13 protein-coding genes are annotated in these 15,607 nt (G+C 34.7%); 9 read left to right on the top strand and 4 right to left on the bottom strand.

Annotation, left to right across the window (positions count from 1 at the left end):
- The first annotated feature begins 12 nt into the window (after positions 1–12).
- Positions 13–2,640 (top strand): hypothetical protein, encoded by a 2,628-nt coding sequence (locus HX049_RS01990; RefSeq protein WP_286413620.1) that lies wholly within the window; start codon positions 13–15, stop codon positions 2,638–2,640.
- Between the two features lie 77 nt (positions 2,641–2,717).
- On the opposite strand, the gene yiaA is transcribed toward HX049_RS01990, so the two are convergent.
- Positions 2,718–3,200, bottom strand: coding sequence for an inner membrane protein YiaA (gene yiaA, locus HX049_RS01985; RefSeq protein ID WP_006263070.1), 483 nt, complete (start codon positions 3,198–3,200; stop codon positions 2,718–2,720).
- Positions 3,201–3,374: 174 nt separating this feature from the next.
- Here yiaA and HX049_RS01980 point away from each other — a divergent pair, with 174 nt between their 5' ends.
- Entirely contained in the window at positions 3,375–4,070 is a 696-nt protein-coding gene (locus HX049_RS01980) for a pseudouridine synthase (RefSeq protein WP_286413619.1), read from the top strand.
- 163 nt (positions 4,071–4,233) lie between these two features.
- Here the strand turns inward: HX049_RS01980 and HX049_RS01975 are convergent, their stop codons facing one another.
- Complete coding sequence (locus HX049_RS01975) at positions 4,234–5,475, bottom strand: ABC transporter permease (RefSeq protein ID WP_286413618.1); 1,242 nt, start codon at positions 5,473–5,475, stop codon at positions 4,234–4,236.
- Positions 5,476–5,661: 186 nt separating this feature from the next.
- Between HX049_RS01975 and hisS the strand changes: the two genes are divergently transcribed.
- From hisS to HX049_RS01940, 7 genes are all read left to right on the top strand, one after another.
- A complete protein-coding gene (gene hisS, locus HX049_RS01970) occupies positions 5,662–7,032 on the top strand; it encodes a histidine--tRNA ligase (RefSeq protein ID WP_286413616.1) in 1,371 nt (456 codons plus the stop codon).
- Positions 7,033–7,095: 63 nt separating this feature from the next.
- A complete protein-coding gene (locus HX049_RS01965) occupies positions 7,096–7,491 on the top strand; it encodes a hypothetical protein (protein WP_286413615.1) in 396 nt (131 codons plus the stop codon).
- Between the two features lie 78 nt (positions 7,492–7,569).
- On the top strand, positions 7,570–8,376 hold the full coding sequence (locus tag HX049_RS01960) for a DUF4261 domain-containing protein (protein WP_131540643.1): 807 nt from the start codon (positions 7,570–7,572) through the stop codon (positions 8,374–8,376).
- A gap of 323 nt (positions 8,377–8,699) precedes the next feature.
- Positions 8,700–10,223, top strand: a complete 1,524-nt coding sequence (locus HX049_RS01955; protein ID WP_286413613.1) for a catalase — start codon at positions 8,700–8,702, stop codon at positions 10,221–10,223.
- A 200-nt stretch (positions 10,224–10,423) separates the two neighbouring features.
- Positions 10,424–10,936, top strand: a complete 513-nt coding sequence (locus HX049_RS01950; protein WP_286413611.1) for an ankyrin repeat domain-containing protein — start codon at positions 10,424–10,426, stop codon at positions 10,934–10,936.
- A gap of 121 nt (positions 10,937–11,057) precedes the next feature.
- A complete protein-coding gene (locus tag HX049_RS01945; RefSeq protein WP_286413610.1) occupies positions 11,058–11,558 on the top strand; it encodes a hypothetical protein in 501 nt (166 codons plus the stop codon).
- Positions 11,555–12,313 carry a hypothetical protein gene (locus tag HX049_RS01940; RefSeq protein WP_286413608.1) on the top strand — a complete coding sequence of 253 codons (759 nt, stop codon included), beginning with the start codon at positions 11,555–11,557 and terminating at the stop codon, positions 12,311–12,313. Before HX049_RS01945 ends, HX049_RS01940 begins: the two co-directional genes overlap by 4 nt.
- 312 nt (positions 12,314–12,625) lie before the next feature.
- On the opposite strand, the gene HX049_RS01935 is transcribed toward HX049_RS01940, so the two are convergent.
- Both HX049_RS01935 and HX049_RS01930 read right to left on the bottom strand, forming a co-directional pair.
- Positions 12,626–13,858: a DUF445 domain-containing protein gene (locus tag HX049_RS01935; RefSeq protein ID WP_286413606.1), complete on the bottom strand. Its 1,233-nt coding sequence runs from the start codon at positions 13,856–13,858 to the stop codon at positions 12,626–12,628.
- 39 nt (positions 13,859–13,897) lie between these two features.
- Positions 13,898–15,589 carry an RluA family pseudouridine synthase gene (locus HX049_RS01930; protein ID WP_286413603.1) on the bottom strand — a complete coding sequence of 564 codons (1,692 nt, stop codon included), beginning with the start codon at positions 15,587–15,589 and terminating at the stop codon, positions 13,898–13,900.
- Positions 15,590–15,607: the final 18 nt, after the last annotated feature.

Genomic DNA, 15,607 nt, shown 5'->3' with positions numbered 1-15,607 from the left:
ATACTTTTCTTTATGATAGTACTGCCTTTACAGGCACAAGTAGTTCTAAAGGGAAAAGTAAATGGTGAGAATAAACAAGCATTATCTAATGTCATTGTTTCTATACTTAATCCAGAGACTAATGCTGTAATAGCTTATGAGATGACGGATAGCAAAGGGACTTATCAGATACCTATCAAGTCTTCTCTAACAACATTAAAGATCAAGGCATCTATAGTGAACTACAGTGTATTTGAAAAAGTGATTGAGAATAAGTCTCAGGATATTCAAATTCAGTTAGTAGATGAGTTTACACAATTAGAAGAAATATTCGTTAAAGCTTCTCCTATTACTCAACACAATGATACCCTAGTATTTGATCTTAGCAAATTTGCAGGGAAGAATGATAGAGTACTAGAAGATGTGATAAAGAAGATGCCAGGAATGGAGGTGAAGAGTAATGGAGAAATAGAATATCAAGGTAAGCCTCTAAATAAATTTTATGTTGAAGGAAAAGACTTGATGCAAGGAAGATATGGTGCTATTACTAAAGCCTTGCCTAATCTTCATGTTAGCAAGCTAGAGGTAATAGAAAATCATCAACCGATTAAGATGCTAGAGGGAAAAGTACCTTCAGAGAGTCCTGCTATTAATATTAGATTAAAGAATAAAATAAGTTTAAGTGGTAGTGCTAAGATAGGAGTAGGTGGTGATCCCTTCTTATGGAATAGTACTATATCTCCGATGTTTTTTAGTAAAGGATTACAGTACTTAGTAAGTTATGATACTAATAATACTGGAGAAGACCTTACTAATAAATTTAGAGCATTTGGCTCTTTTGGTTCTTTTGATGTTTATAATTATACAAAGAGTACAGGCCAAGCGCTGTCTATGAGTACAACGTCAGCTCCAGGTATTGCTAAATCACGTTATTTAGACAATAGATCTCATTATGTTTCTGCTAACTTCTTAGTGAAGTTTACAGATAAGATAGAGATGAATACGAATGCTTTTTATAACAATGATGAGGTTAAGCAATCAGGAGCACAATCTACAGAGATTAGAAACTTAGACGCAAATGGCAATGTCAGTGATGTAATTAGATATAGTAGAAAAGATGAGAACAGATACTTTAAAGAAGCATTTAACTCTAAGTTTACGATTACGAAGAATACAAAAGATAATTACTTAAAAGATTATATAACGATTAATGTAAGTAGAAATAAAGAAAGAGGACTATTATTGCAGAATAACGATCCTATAAATCAGAGTGTATTATCTCCTTCTTTTACCTTACAGAATTCTTTGAGTACCTTAGTACCAGTAGGTAGTAATAAGTTTGCTAACTTTAAGTCTATCATTGACTTTACAAGAGATAAACAAGATTATGATGTGGTAGCGAATGGCAATGTGAACTTCCCAGATCAAGATTTGAAGAAATACGATTTATTAAATCAGTCATTCTTAGACAATACTTTCTATACACAGAATGCTTTATCACTTTCGTGGAAGTACAGAAAGTGGACCTTTACAGAAGAGTATAGTTTATTGTATGAGAATAAGCGTTTTGAGACAGACTTATACGGATATAATGCTCAGTCTGTTTGGCTAGGGGATAATTATCAGAATGATTTGACTTACAATAGATTTGTAAATCGTTTAAACTCTAGTGTTAATTTTAAGGGAGTGTCGTGGGATATGACATTTACTGTGCCTATTATATGGTCATCTATGAAGCTAGATGATAAGTCTATAGATACGAAGACTACAAAGAATGCAGTAGATTTCTCACCATCACTATACCTGTCATATAAGATTAATAATATGTGGACATTAAGAGGAGGAAGTAACTTGAGTACTAGTTATACCCCTCTTGACCAACTGTACAGTCACTATATTTTTAGTGGACTAAACTTTACAGCATATAAGGCGAAGATAGAAGACACACAGAGTATTTTTTCTTGGTTTAGGTTTGAGTTTAAAAATCCTTTTAATGGAATATTCTTTAATGGGTCTTTAAATAATAACTACCAAGAGAGAAAGATTATATTATCACAGACAATTGATGAGAATGGACAGTCTGTTTTAGAAGCTTTAGAGCAAAAGAACATTTCAAATAATCAAAGTGCTAATATTAACCTAGGTAAGTTCTTTAGTGAGTATAGCTCTAATATTAAAGGAAGTTTCTCAGTTAATAAAGGTAAGTCAGAGATATTAGTAAATGAGTATCTAAGAGATGTGAATACCTATAACTATAATTATGGATTACAATTGACGAATAATTATTTTGATTGGTTAAACTTTACTTATGATTTTAATTATATGGAGACAGAGCGAAAGGATATGAAGCAGTCAACACATTCTTATGGCAACTCACATAATTTGCGTATAGACCTTATCCCTTTTAAATCACATAGTTTTATTTGGAAGCTAGATTATAAAGAAAATGTATTTAATAATCAGAAGTTTACTAATCGATTTATGGATGTTATGTACCGCTTTAAGTGGAATAAGAAGAAGATAGACTTTGACTTCGAGTGGAATAATATCCTGAATACAAAAGAATACGAACAAGTAGTAATCAATAGTATACAGACATCAACAACTAACTTTAAACTAAGACCTTCACAATTCTTAGTATCAGTAAGATTTAATTTTTAAATAGAATATAAAAAACCTCCAATCTTTAATAATTAAGATTGGAGGTTTTCTTTTGTGGTAAAGTGATATTATAAAAACTATTTATTGAAATTTTCTAAATCACGTACATTCTTTTGAACACTCACAGCAGCGAAAAGAGATAATAAGTAAGAAATAGCATAGAATCCTTTTTCACTTAAAGTCATTTCTGCATTAATTAGTCCAATAGTTAGTAATGTTATACTTGCCATGGTACCAATCCATCCTAACGTATAGAAAATAGGGGTAACAGGTACACCTTCTATCTTATCTCTAACACTCTTTTGTAGAGCAACTACTGCAAATAACCCAAATAATATAAGTGTAAAGTAAAATCCTTTCTCACTTAATAAAATCTCTGCATTCCACAGACCTACGCAATAACTAGTGATTCCAAGTCCTAAAGCTATCCAAGCTACTAATATGTATATCGCTGAAGGTTTAAATCTCTCTAGATTAATAGTGTCACTCTGTAAGTGTACTCTATTAGTAGTACTAGATGACGTTGTATTTCTTGTTTCTGTTTTTTCTTCTTCTATCATATTTTTTATATTAAAGAAGTAAATATATGTATAAATTAATAAAATTAACATTGTTTATTTATTTAATTGTGTTTTATTTTGATTAATTATTTGTTGCTTGTGATTTTTATAGTAATACTAATAAGGTTGTATTGTTTTTAGTGATTGTCTTTATTGCTTTTTTATCTTTGCAAGATGTTAGAAATTCTTTACCAAGACGAGTATATTGTAGCTATTAATAAACCACGTGATTTATTAGTACACAAATCTTTTATAGCAAGTGACATCCAGGAGTATGCTATCCAGATCTTAAGAGATCAGATAGGGCAGTATGTCTATCCTGTGCATCGCTTAGATAGAAAGACATCAGGAGTATTATTGTTTGCTTTGGATAAAGAGATTTTAAAACAACTAAATGATGACTTTGCTACCCGTAGTGTAGAGAAGCAGTACATTGCTATCGTCAGGGGATTTACGATAGATGAAGAGACAATTGATTATGCTCTAACGAATGACAATGGCCAAAATCAAGAAGCAAAAACATATTATAAAACCTTGCAAAGAGTAGAGATAGAAATGCCATTTGGAAAGCATTTGACTTCTCGTTATTCTTTGGTAGAAGCTTATCCTGAGACAGGAAGACAACACCAATTGCGTAAACATTTTAAACATATCTTTCATCCTATTCTAGGTAGTCGCCCACATGGATGTAATAAACAGAATAAGCTTTGGCTTGATACACATGGATTAGGAGCGATGTTATTACATGCTTTAGAACTGAAATTCACACATCCTGTTACGAAAGAGGTCATAGAACTTAGAGCCACTATTGATGATCAGTATCGCAAGTATAACGCTGTACTAGGTTTTGACTTAGAACAGTATTATTAGGTTGACAGTTAACTGTGTATATTACGTCCACTACATAAGGTAGAGGCAATATCTTACGTGTCATAGTAAATAAGATAATAGTGTTATAAAGGCGCAAAGTCAGTGAGATATTTCTCCATCACACCATCACAAAAAAACGATTTCACGATTTCACAAATAAACATCACTCATATCTCAATGCTTCTACAGGATCTAGCTTAGCAGCTTTCATAGCAGGGTACAGTCCTGAGATTATAGCAACGATAAAGGTAGTAGTAAAAGCAGCTATGATAGCTGTCCACGGCACTGTAAAACTAAAGTTCATGACTTGGGCTAAAGCATAAGCTGTTAGGATACCAAGTAAGGTGCCTAATAGCCCACCTAACTGACCAATGATAATCGTCTCAGTAAAGAACTGTATTGCTATTGTTTTCTTTTTAGCACCTAGAGATTTGCGTACACCTATCTCTCGTGTACGTTCAGTGACAGATACGAGCATGATATTCATCAGCGCTATAGACGACCCTAGTATTGTGATTAGACCAATTACCCAGGCTGCTACATTCAGCATATTCACTTGTTTCATCATAGAGCGTATCAAATCATCACTGCGTTCGATACCAAAATTAGAAGGTTGTGCAGGAGTTAGTTTTCTGATATTCCTAAAGTCTATAGTAGCCTGATCTATGGCTTGATTAAGCAAGTTATCTTGTAATAGACCTATTTTAATATCATAATTACCATGTGCAGTATTAAATATAGAACGAGCAATCTTTATTGGGATAAAGATTCTTTGGTCTTCATTTTGACCAAAAGTACTTCCTTGCTCTTTCAGCATACCTATTATTCTAAATTTGTACCCTCGGATAGAGATAATTTGACTTATAGGACTTTGGTCTTTAAACATCTTTTTAGAAAAGTCAGAACCGATAATACATACGAAGTGATCATTAGCAATATCAGTGTAACTAAAATTTCTACCCTCTGTGACAGTTAATCCACTATTGGATAAGTAGTTCTCATCGCATCCAATAATAGGGACTTCAGGATCTGTTTTCATGAAGTCATTTTTGACTTCAATATTTGAAGCAGCGTTAAAAGACAGAGACACATTAGCGAAAGGAAATAAGAATTCTTTTTTAAATGCTTGTGCTTCACTGTAGGTAATAACAGGGTTAATTTTTTTTATAGATTGATTCTTTGTCATTCTATCTGCGACATCATATCTCAATATCGTAAATGTATTCGCCCCCATAGAAGCAAAGTCATCTAATATTGTATTGCGCAGAGCAGATACTACAGCTAATATTCCTACTAATGCCCATATACCGATCGCTATGATAAACACAGTAATACAAGTACGGAGTATCTGACTCTTAATACTTGTCAAGGCAATTCTCATGTTTTCGATTCCGATTTTAAACATATAGAGGTAGGAGTAATTAATATAGTTGTTAGAAGTAAAAATACACAAAAAAAGTTTAAACTTCACAGTTACCTTCTTTTCTTAAAATAAGTGACAAATACTCATACTTACCCCTCTGATTCAATAGGAGGATTTTAAAAAAAGTAGTAGTTTTGTCTAATAATAATACATAAAAATTAATTAGAGATGGCAAAGAAACCTGGAATTCCAAAAGGTACAAGAGACTTTTCTCCAACAGAAGTAGCAAGAAGACAATACATCATGCAGACTATCCGACATGGATTTGAGAAATTTGGATTCCATCCCATCGAGACTCCTTCTTTCGAAAACCTTGATACACTACTTGGTAAGTATGGTGAAGAGGGTGATCGTTTAATTTTTAAGATTTTAAACTCAGGAGATTATTTAAGTAAAGTAGATGAGACTGTATTAGAGAGTAAGAATAGTTTAAAACTAACGAATCAGATCTCGGAGAAGGCATTGCGTTATGACTTGACTGTGCCTTTTGCTCGTTATGTAGTAATGCACCAGAATGAGTTAGACTTCCCTTTTAAACGTTACCAAATGCAGCCTGTATGGCGTGCAGACCGTCCACAGAAAGGTAGATATAGAGAGTTCTATCAGTGTGATGCTGATGTGATCGGGTCTAAATCACTGTGGCAAGAGGTAGAGTTCGTTACTTTATATGACAGAGTATTCACCGCATTAGGAGTAAATGGGGTAACTATAAAACTAAACAATAGAAAGATATTAGCTGGTATTGCTGAGGTGATTGATGCAAGTGATAAACTAATAGACTTCACAGTAGCTCTTGATAAACTTGACAAAATCGGGGAAGATGGAGTAAAAGCAGAAATGATCGAAAAGGGAATTGCTGCAGAGTCTATTGAAAAAGTAAAAGCATTGTTTAACTTCACAGGTACCTTTGATGAGAAATTAGCGAAACTACGTGCGATGTTAGCATCATCAGAAGAAGGATTAAAAGGTGTAGAAGAATTAGCATTCGTAGGAAAAAAAGTAGCGCTTATCGGGCTACAGACAGCGAAGCTAAACTTAGATGTGACTTTAGCTAGAGGACTTAATTATTATACAGGAGCGATCTTTGAGATTGGAGCACCTGATACAGTACAGATTGGTTCTATAGGTGGAGGTGGTCGTTATGATGACCTTACAGGTATCTTTGGCCTTAAGGATATGAGTGGGGTAGGTATTTCGTTCGGTTTAGACCGTATCTACTTAGTGATGGAAGAGTTAAATTTATTCCCAGAGACAGTAAGTGCATCTTCTAAAGTGATGTTCTTAAACATGGGAGAAGAAGAGATGAGCTATGGAGTACAGGCAGTGATGAAGCTAAGAGATGCTGGTATCCGTACAGAAGTTTACCCTGATAAAGCTAAAGTAGGTAAGCAATTCCAATTCGCAGATAAGAAGGGAATTCCTTATGCAGTGTTAGTAGGATCTCAAGAAATCGCAGATCAGAAATATACACTAAAAGAATTAGCATCAGGTGAGCAGGAGGTATTATCATTAGAAGAACTGATTGCTAAATTAAAATAACGAATAGTTTATTTTGAAATATAGAAGGTATGTGTTTACTTACACATACCTTTTTTTATACCTATGAAGAAGAAGCTAAGAACATTAAGAGTAGATAACTCGGAGTATCTATATAGTATAGGAGTTACTTATATCGCAGATACAGAGGAGAGCATTTTTACTATGCGTATCTTTGTAGATAAATATAGTAAGTATGCTTTACTCTTCCACTTCCGTGTGTTAGATGACTATTATGTGGGAAATCCACTAAATCATGGTGTACTATTGTATAATACAGCGTTAGAAAAAGAAATAGTGGTGAATTTAAATCGACCATTATTTATCCGTTTAGCTTTAGATTATGGATTAGAACAAGGGTGGAAGCCAATGCAAGTAAGATTAGAATTAGACGGTTTAGACCTATTAGTACAGCATGGTTATCAGATCGATAAGCTATTAAAAAAAACTTATAGCAAATAAGGTGATAATACTCATCTTTTAATTGTTGTAATTCCGTAATTTTAAAATTGCAATACAATAATAATATTTCAATAAGATATGGGAAGTAAAAAACTAGGTAATAACCCAAAGATGATGATGTTTAGATTGTTATTTGAACAGAAGCCTTCTATAGATTTACAAGCAGTATTAGAAGAATTAAAACAAGTGTTTCCTAATGTAACCTTTGCAGAAGAGGCTAATGTGTTTACTTTCCCTGATTGTGAAGTAGAGTTCGAAGAGGGTATTGTACCTGCACAGTGTGTCGTGATGCATGCAGAGGATGACAGTATTAAGAAGATCGACCAGAAATATACAGAACAGAATTGGCATTGGGAAGAGGGAGCAGAGGTATTGAAGAATTGTCAATATGAAGTATTGGTGACTGATTTTTTGAGTAGAAGCTTAGAGCCTCGCATACGAATTGTATTAATGCAGCAGATGCTCTTTGCGATGGCTAAGGTAGCTCAGCCTACTATCATTGTTTCAGAGCACGGTGAGAAGTTGATCGATCCAGTAGTATTTATGAGAGACTGTCTAGATCCTAACTATGTTGCATTAGACTTAATGATTAATGTCCGTTTATATAATGTGAATCAGCCTGAGTATGGAAGTTTATTGATGGATACAGTAGGGTTACATGCGTTAGGTATTTCTGATTTTCAGTTTTTCTTTGATGATGATACGATAGTGAATGAGGTAGCAGGTCGTCTATGGGATTATGCTTATTATTTAATGGAAGCAGGGGATGTTATAGAAGACGGAAATACAATAGAAGGGTTTGAGTCAGGGAGCAAATGGACTTGTCATAAGGAGTTCTCTTCATCTCAACCTAGAAGAACAGTGATCAATGTAGTCATGAGTTAGTCAGAAAAGTAGACACTTACAATTGAATATATATAATTGAACCCTGAGGAGTAATAGTTTTAAAAAGATTATTGCTCCTTTTTTGTTTATATAGAGAAGGAATATGATACATAGATCGTAGGTATTATAGTACATTTAGAACTATACTTGTTTTTTTACGAATAAAAGGTAGGTGATATAGAAGAATCTATAATAGATAGTATTTATGATAAATAGTACCTATGATAGAATAAAATCTATCGTTAGTAAAGGCTGACGTACCGTGGAGGAGCATAATATATTTGTGATGTAAAGAAAAAATCTAAACAACAAATATTAATTTTATGCTTAAACGTAGTTTTTTGATATCTGCATTAGTAGTATCATCATTTATTCAAGCTCAAGTTTTGACTACGAATACAGGTAGTCCTGTAGGAAGTAATCAACATTCTAAAACCATTGGTAATAATGGACAAGTATTATTAGAAGACATCCATTTAATAGAGAAGTTAGCTGCTTTTGACAGAGAGCGTATTCCTGAGAGAGTAGTACACGCTCGTGGAGCTGGAGCTTTCGGAGAGTTTGTAGCGAGTGCCGATTTTTCGGATGTGACGATGGCAGACTTTTTATCACAAGCAGGTAAGACTACACCTGTGATGGTAAGATTCTCTACTGTGACACATCAGCAAGGGTCACCAGAGACGTATAGAGACCCACGTGGTTTTGCGGTAAAGTTCTATACAGAGCAGGGTAACTATGACTTAGTAGGAAATAACCTTCCTGTATTCTTTATCAGAGATGCGATTAAGTTTCCTGATATGGTACACGCTTTTAAACCGTCTCCTTTGACTAATGGAGCATCAGATCCGAATAGAGTATTTGACTTCTTTTCTAATTTGCCAGAATCTACTCACATGTTTACTTGGCTGTTTTCTGATTACGGTATACCAGCTAACTTTAGACAGATGGAAGGGAATGGAGTACACGCATATAAATGGGTGAATGATAAAGGAGAAGTAACGTATGTAAAGTATAAATGGGTACCTCGTCAGGAGATTAAAAACTTGACACAAGAAGAGGCTAACGCTATCCAAGCAACTTCAGTAGAGCACGCGACTTTAGACTTATATCACGCGATAGATCGAGGTGATTATCCTATCTGGGACTTATATGTACAGATGTTAAAGAGAGAAGACTTCGATGCCTTAGACTTTAATCCTGTAGATGTAACGAAGATTTGGCCAGAAGAGATCGCGAAGTCTGTAAAAGTAGGTACGATGACATTGAAAGCTAATCCTACGAACTATTTCCAACAGGTAGAACAAGCTGCCTTTGCACCTAGTACATTAGTACCTGGTATAGAACCTTCTGAGGATAAACTGTTACAAGGAAGACTATTCTCTTACGCAGATACACAACGTCACCGCTTAACAGGGAATTTCCAACAAATACCTGTTAATGCACCTAAGAATACAGCGACTACTTATAATCAGAATGGGTATATGTCTACACGTGTACAGTCTGGTGATGTGAACTATCAGCCATCTACTAATAAACCTGAAGTGGTAGATAATGCTAAGTTTATGTACTCTAAGTCTGAGTTCTTTAAACCTGTTAGTACTACACAGCATGTGATAGATAAGGAGAATAACTTTAAACAGGCTGGTGATCTATATCGCTCGTTCTCTAAAAAAGACCAAGATAATTTAATTAAGAATTTGAGCGGAGCATTTAAGACGATTAAGAATAAGGTGATTGTACATAAGATGATTGCTTATTTTTATCAAGCTGATAAAGAATATGGTACGCGCTTATTAAAAGCAGTAGATATGAAGCTAGATGAGATTAAACCTTATTTAGCTCAATAATAGATATAGTATAAACAAGGATTCAGCATAGATACATTATCTAGTCTATATAGCCCCACATCATATTTTATAAAGAGTATAGAAGAACAGATTTAGGTACAAGCTTATATTTTTATATTATTTACTTTCTACCATTGTTCTGTACCTAGATTTGCTTCTATGGATATGTATTTGTGTTGAATCTATTTTTAGTGTTAGTGATGAAACAATGGATGATAATAGGACTGTTGTTATGTAGTGTTCATATTAGTTTTGGACAAGATATATTTACAGCCGCAAGAGAGAATAATACGGAGGAGGTAAAGCAGCTGATCAGCCAAAAGGTAGATTTAAATCAAGTCAATGATCGTTCTTTTACTCCCTTGACGATAGCTGTGTATAACGATAGTAAGGAGGTAGTGAAGGTACTACTAGAAGCAGGAGTAGACCTAGAAAAACAAGATGCTATGGGCAATACAGCCTTGATAGGAGCTGTGTTTAAAAAGAATTTGACTTTGGTTAATTGGTTGTTAGAATCAGGTGCAGATGTCAATAGAAGGAATAGTAATGATGCTAGTCCTCTTATTTTTGCAGTAACTTTTGGGACTACTGATATTGTAGGTGCTTTACTAAGGGCTGGTGCAGATAAGACAGTAAAAGATAACAGAGGCAAGACAGCATTAGACCATGCCGTATTACAAGATAATAAAGAGATGATCTCACTCTTACAGTAAAGAATAAGGATATAATCCTAAGCGAACAATTACTTTTTAAATAGTAGAAAAGTAATTGTTCGCTTTTTTATTTTTAATTGTATTTTTATCATTCGTATTAGAATAAAAAAAGTAAGGAGATATGGAAGTGAGTAGTGTTGATTTTCAAAGTTTTATAGATAATTATTCTTCATCTGATAGTGAGTGGTTAGCCCTAGATTGGAACGGAAAGTATGGAGCTAAGTTTAAAGATGATAATTACCTTTTTAGAATTCAGATAGCAGAGTTAGTTTGTCAGCAATTAGATACTGTAGATTTGCCTCTATTAAGAGAGTTATTTATCCATATTGGGACAGTGTCTAAACTTAACTTTTCAGTGTATAATAAGTTTCATTTATTAGCACAGACTTTATTAGAAAGAGGAGGGAAAGAGTATTTATTTGATTATCTATGTGCAGCTCATATTTCTTTTGATACTTTTTTGAGTACAGCTAATATAGAATTGAGTCAAGAGAGAATAGAAGAATTATTAGTGCACTTCGATTATTTAAAAGAAACGGAGTCAGATCTAGAAGTACAGAAACTACTGTCAGAGCACATGCGCGATAGATTAGAAGGATTAAAAAAGAAAATAAAAATATGAAAAGAATATTAGCAGTTTTATTCCTAATGATGGGATTAAGTGGGTATAGTCAGGAGAGTAATCTATCTGATGCTTCGGTAGAACGAATAAAATCCTTAATCACTTTGTTTGAGAATGAAGATAGAGAAGGTATTGCCAAGAGAATAGTCTATCCTCTGAAGCGAGAATACCCTTTGCCACCAGTGACTTCCGAGTTCGAATTTGTGAGTCGTTTTGAAGAATTTTTTGTGCCAGAGTTTTCAGCTAAGATAGCGAACTCTGTAATAGAAGAATACAGTCATATGGGATGGCGCGGTATTATGTTTGACTTGGGTAGAATGTGGTTGACAGAGAGCGGAGATATTTATCGCATTATCGATCAGACTGAACTAGAGAAGAAGATAAGAGAAGAAATGATTCAGGCAGATAAGAAGAGATTGCACAGAAGTGTGAATAAGTTTTTAGAACCATATGCTATTATAAAAACAGGACAAGATATCTGGCGTATAGATAGAAAAGATGAGAAAGTAATGCGCTTAACAATATGGAACGATGGTAAGCTAGTATCTGATATCCCAGACCTAATCTTAGAAGGAACTGAAGATATACAAGGTACAATGGGTAATAGAGTACTGTACTTTAAAGATAAAAAGACGAATGATGTGATTACGATCTTAATGGATAATCCTGAGTCTGACGTAGAACATGAAGTAACTATCCTAATAACAGATAATGAAGGAAATGAAGTAAGCCTAAAAGGACAATCTGATAATTAGATCCTAAACTATCTAATATAATGAAGCTGTAACAGTGATGTTACAGCTTTTTTTGTCCTTTAGTATTAGCTTTATAGTACTCTAAGTTTAGTCTTATTGCAGATATTTCGCTATTGTTTAGGATTTAAGTAGGTATTGTCTCCGTTTTTTTACTTGATTTAACGGATACACTACGGATACATAGCGGACGCATAACGGACTCAATTCAAATCATCTTAGGAGAAGACAGGACGTAGAGTAATGTTAACTAGGTATATAGATTATAGTCAAATATACTTTAAATAGACTAGTGATATTATAAGTAAAATGTAACTATAACAAGGAAGTAATAATATAAATAAGTAGCCCTACTAGCCCTCCCACTAGAGTACCATTGATACGGATATATTGTAAGTCTTTACCTACTTCTAGTTCTAGCTTATCACTTAGTTCACGACCATCCCAGCTATCTACAGTATTTCTGATTAGTTGCCCTACTTCTTTTGTGTTTTTAAGAGCTACTTTATAGATGGTGTGTTGTATCCACTTATTGATCTTGATTTTATTCTCTTCGTTATTTTCTAAGTCTAGTGCTATTTTAGACAGGCTATTAGAGATATACTTGCGCAGTACTGAGTTATTGTCCTCTAGTTGTACGAGTAGATTCTCCTTCGTAGAGTGCCATAGATCTTGCATATACGTATGAATAGTATCATCAGTAATGAATTGACCTATGATTTCATCGAACTTAGCTTTCCACATAGGAGAAGCTTCTATATCTACAGCTAGCATTTCTAACCTCAGGGTGATCTCTTTTCTTATTTTGTGATTAGGGTCTTTTTCTATATCACTTAAGAAGGTATTGATACCATTGATAAGTTGATTCGTCACCGCTTTACCTCCGATAAGCCCTAAGATAGGTTTTTTTTCTACGACATTATCATATATTTCTTGGCGGTGTTCTTCTACATAGAGCTGTGCCTTAGGCAAGATAATATCTAATAATCTGTTGTGTTCATTCTTTTCGATAGCATAGGTGACCCCTTGTGATACAAAGCTTTGAATATTAATAGTTGCGATGCCTTCTTTCGCTTTTGAAGTCATCAGTGCGATGATTGTTTCATCTTCTAGTTCAGCGAGTATTCGTTTGGCAAGTGAAGTAATCTCATGCTCCAAAATGATTTGATTATTAGGCTTGTTTAACCAAGTAGAAATCATATTCGCTAAGTCAACTTTCTCTACATAAGGTCTGATATTATCTGAAGTCAAGAAGTTATCTGTGACAAAGTCTCCTAGGTTATCTCCAATCTTGTTTTTGCTATTCACAATAAGATTAGTATGCGGAATGGGCATGCCCATCGGATGTCTAAAAAGAGCTGTCACCGCAAACCAGTCTGCTAGTGCCCCAACCATCGCAGCTTCTGAGAATGCCTTGACATATCCCATCCACGAAGCAGGTGAATGTCTGATGACATATACCATAGAGATATAGAGGATAGCCATAAGTATAAATAGTCCAGTAGCTATGCGTTTATGCTTTTGTAACTGTTTTTTCTTTTCATTCATAGTGCTGTATTTATAGCTAATGTAATGAAAAAAGAGAGCTTAGAAGCTCTCTTTTATGGTAAATGTCATTAATTCGTATGTCTTTGGATGTCTAAAAGTAATACTTTCTGCATGTAGATATAGTCTGTCTGCTTTGGTACCATATAGGTCATCACCTACTATAGGTGTGTTTAGTCCTTTTGGGTGTGAGGCATGCATACGCAGCTGATGTGTACGCCCTGTGATAGGATAGAAGTACACTTTCGTCTTACCATCTTTTCGTTCTATCACTTCGTATCTAGTCTTGGCATACTTGCCATATTCATAGCAGACCATCTGTCTAGGTCTATCGTCAAAGTCTATTCTCAACGGTAGTTCTATAGTCCCTTCGTCTTCTTCTATGATACCATCTAGTATAGCGACATATCTCTTCTCTAAGCTCTTCTTTATAAACTGGCTCTGTAGTGCTTTATGCGAGTCTTTATCCTTAGCAATGATTAAGATACCTGATGTAGGCATGTCTAAGCGGTGTACGATAAGAGGACCTGTAGCATTAGGGTAGCGAAGTTTCATACGTTCATATACAGAGTCTAGTATATAAATACCAGGTACAGATAAGAAGTCTTCAGGCTTATTTACAATAGCGAAGTACTCATCCTCATAGACTACCTCAATAGGTCTGTTAAGAGCAGGGTTGATCAATAGTGGATTATCATCTACTTCTAAGCCTTCTAGCATATGTCCTAAAATAGGCTCACATTTACTGCGACAAGAAGGGTAGAAGTGCTGATGCTTGCGAATCTCTGACTTCGGAGACTCTCCCCACCAGAATTCTCCTAAGGCAATAGGCGTATAATTATGCTCATAGGCGTATTGCATCAGTTTAGGAGCGGCACAGTCTCCTGCAGCAGCAGGCGGCTGTTGTAATACTGTCTTTTCGAAGATCTCTAATAAGCTTTGTTCTTCTCCTTTGTAATTTAAGAATTTGTAAGAAGCGAATAGTTTTTGCTGTAGTCCATTAGACTTTTGTTTGCGTTCTTCTTTTAGGTTATTTAGCTCTTCTTCTATACTTGTCGTGATATCTCTAGTCGTAGTGATTTGCTCTTGCCAATATTCTGTCAGTACGCGCAACTCATATTTATCTCTTAAGCTCTGTTTGACTAAGTCATCATTTAAAAGCTGAAATTCTTCAGGAGAAAGTATAGCTTCCTGTTCTTTTCGGATGGCTTTTCGCTCGTTTTTTTGTTTTTTATGCTGTGCTTTCTTCTCTTCGATGGCTGTTTTTTCTTCAGCTATCTGTTGTTTCAACAAAGTTTTGGCATTGCTATATACAGTATCTGCTTCTAGTTTTTCTATTTTGGCATTGATAGCATTAATTGCTTTTACCTCTACATCTTCTCTTGCAAAAAAGCCGTTCTCATTCCACAGGTCAAAGATTAGAGGTACGTATCCTTCTAGGTCTGTATGACTGCCTAGCTTACCAGAGAAGCCTGCTAAATAGCCTAGTTCTCCTTTTTCATTTTTTACTACTAGTACACCAAACATCTTACCTGTAGGTAGACAGTTCTCATCCTTTGTGTCAAATAGCGGTGCTATAAGAGGATGTGTACTTAGTTCGCGTTGTAACTCTTCTGCTGCTAGTACGGTTAGGGGATGAGGTTCGTAATAAAAAGGGAAAGTAAACTTAGTCGGCAGTGCTATAGACTGCACATCACTGGTAAACTTTCTGAAGATAGCTTTAGGCTGAGACATGTAATTCTAATTTTTAGA

It is taken from the genome of Myroides odoratimimus, assembly GCF_030326305.1.
In the GTDB taxonomy this organism is placed as follows: Bacteria; Bacteroidota; Bacteroidia; order Flavobacteriales; family Flavobacteriaceae; genus Flavobacterium; species Flavobacterium odoratimimum_A.
This window is presented reverse-complemented; position numbering and strand designations above follow the sequence as displayed.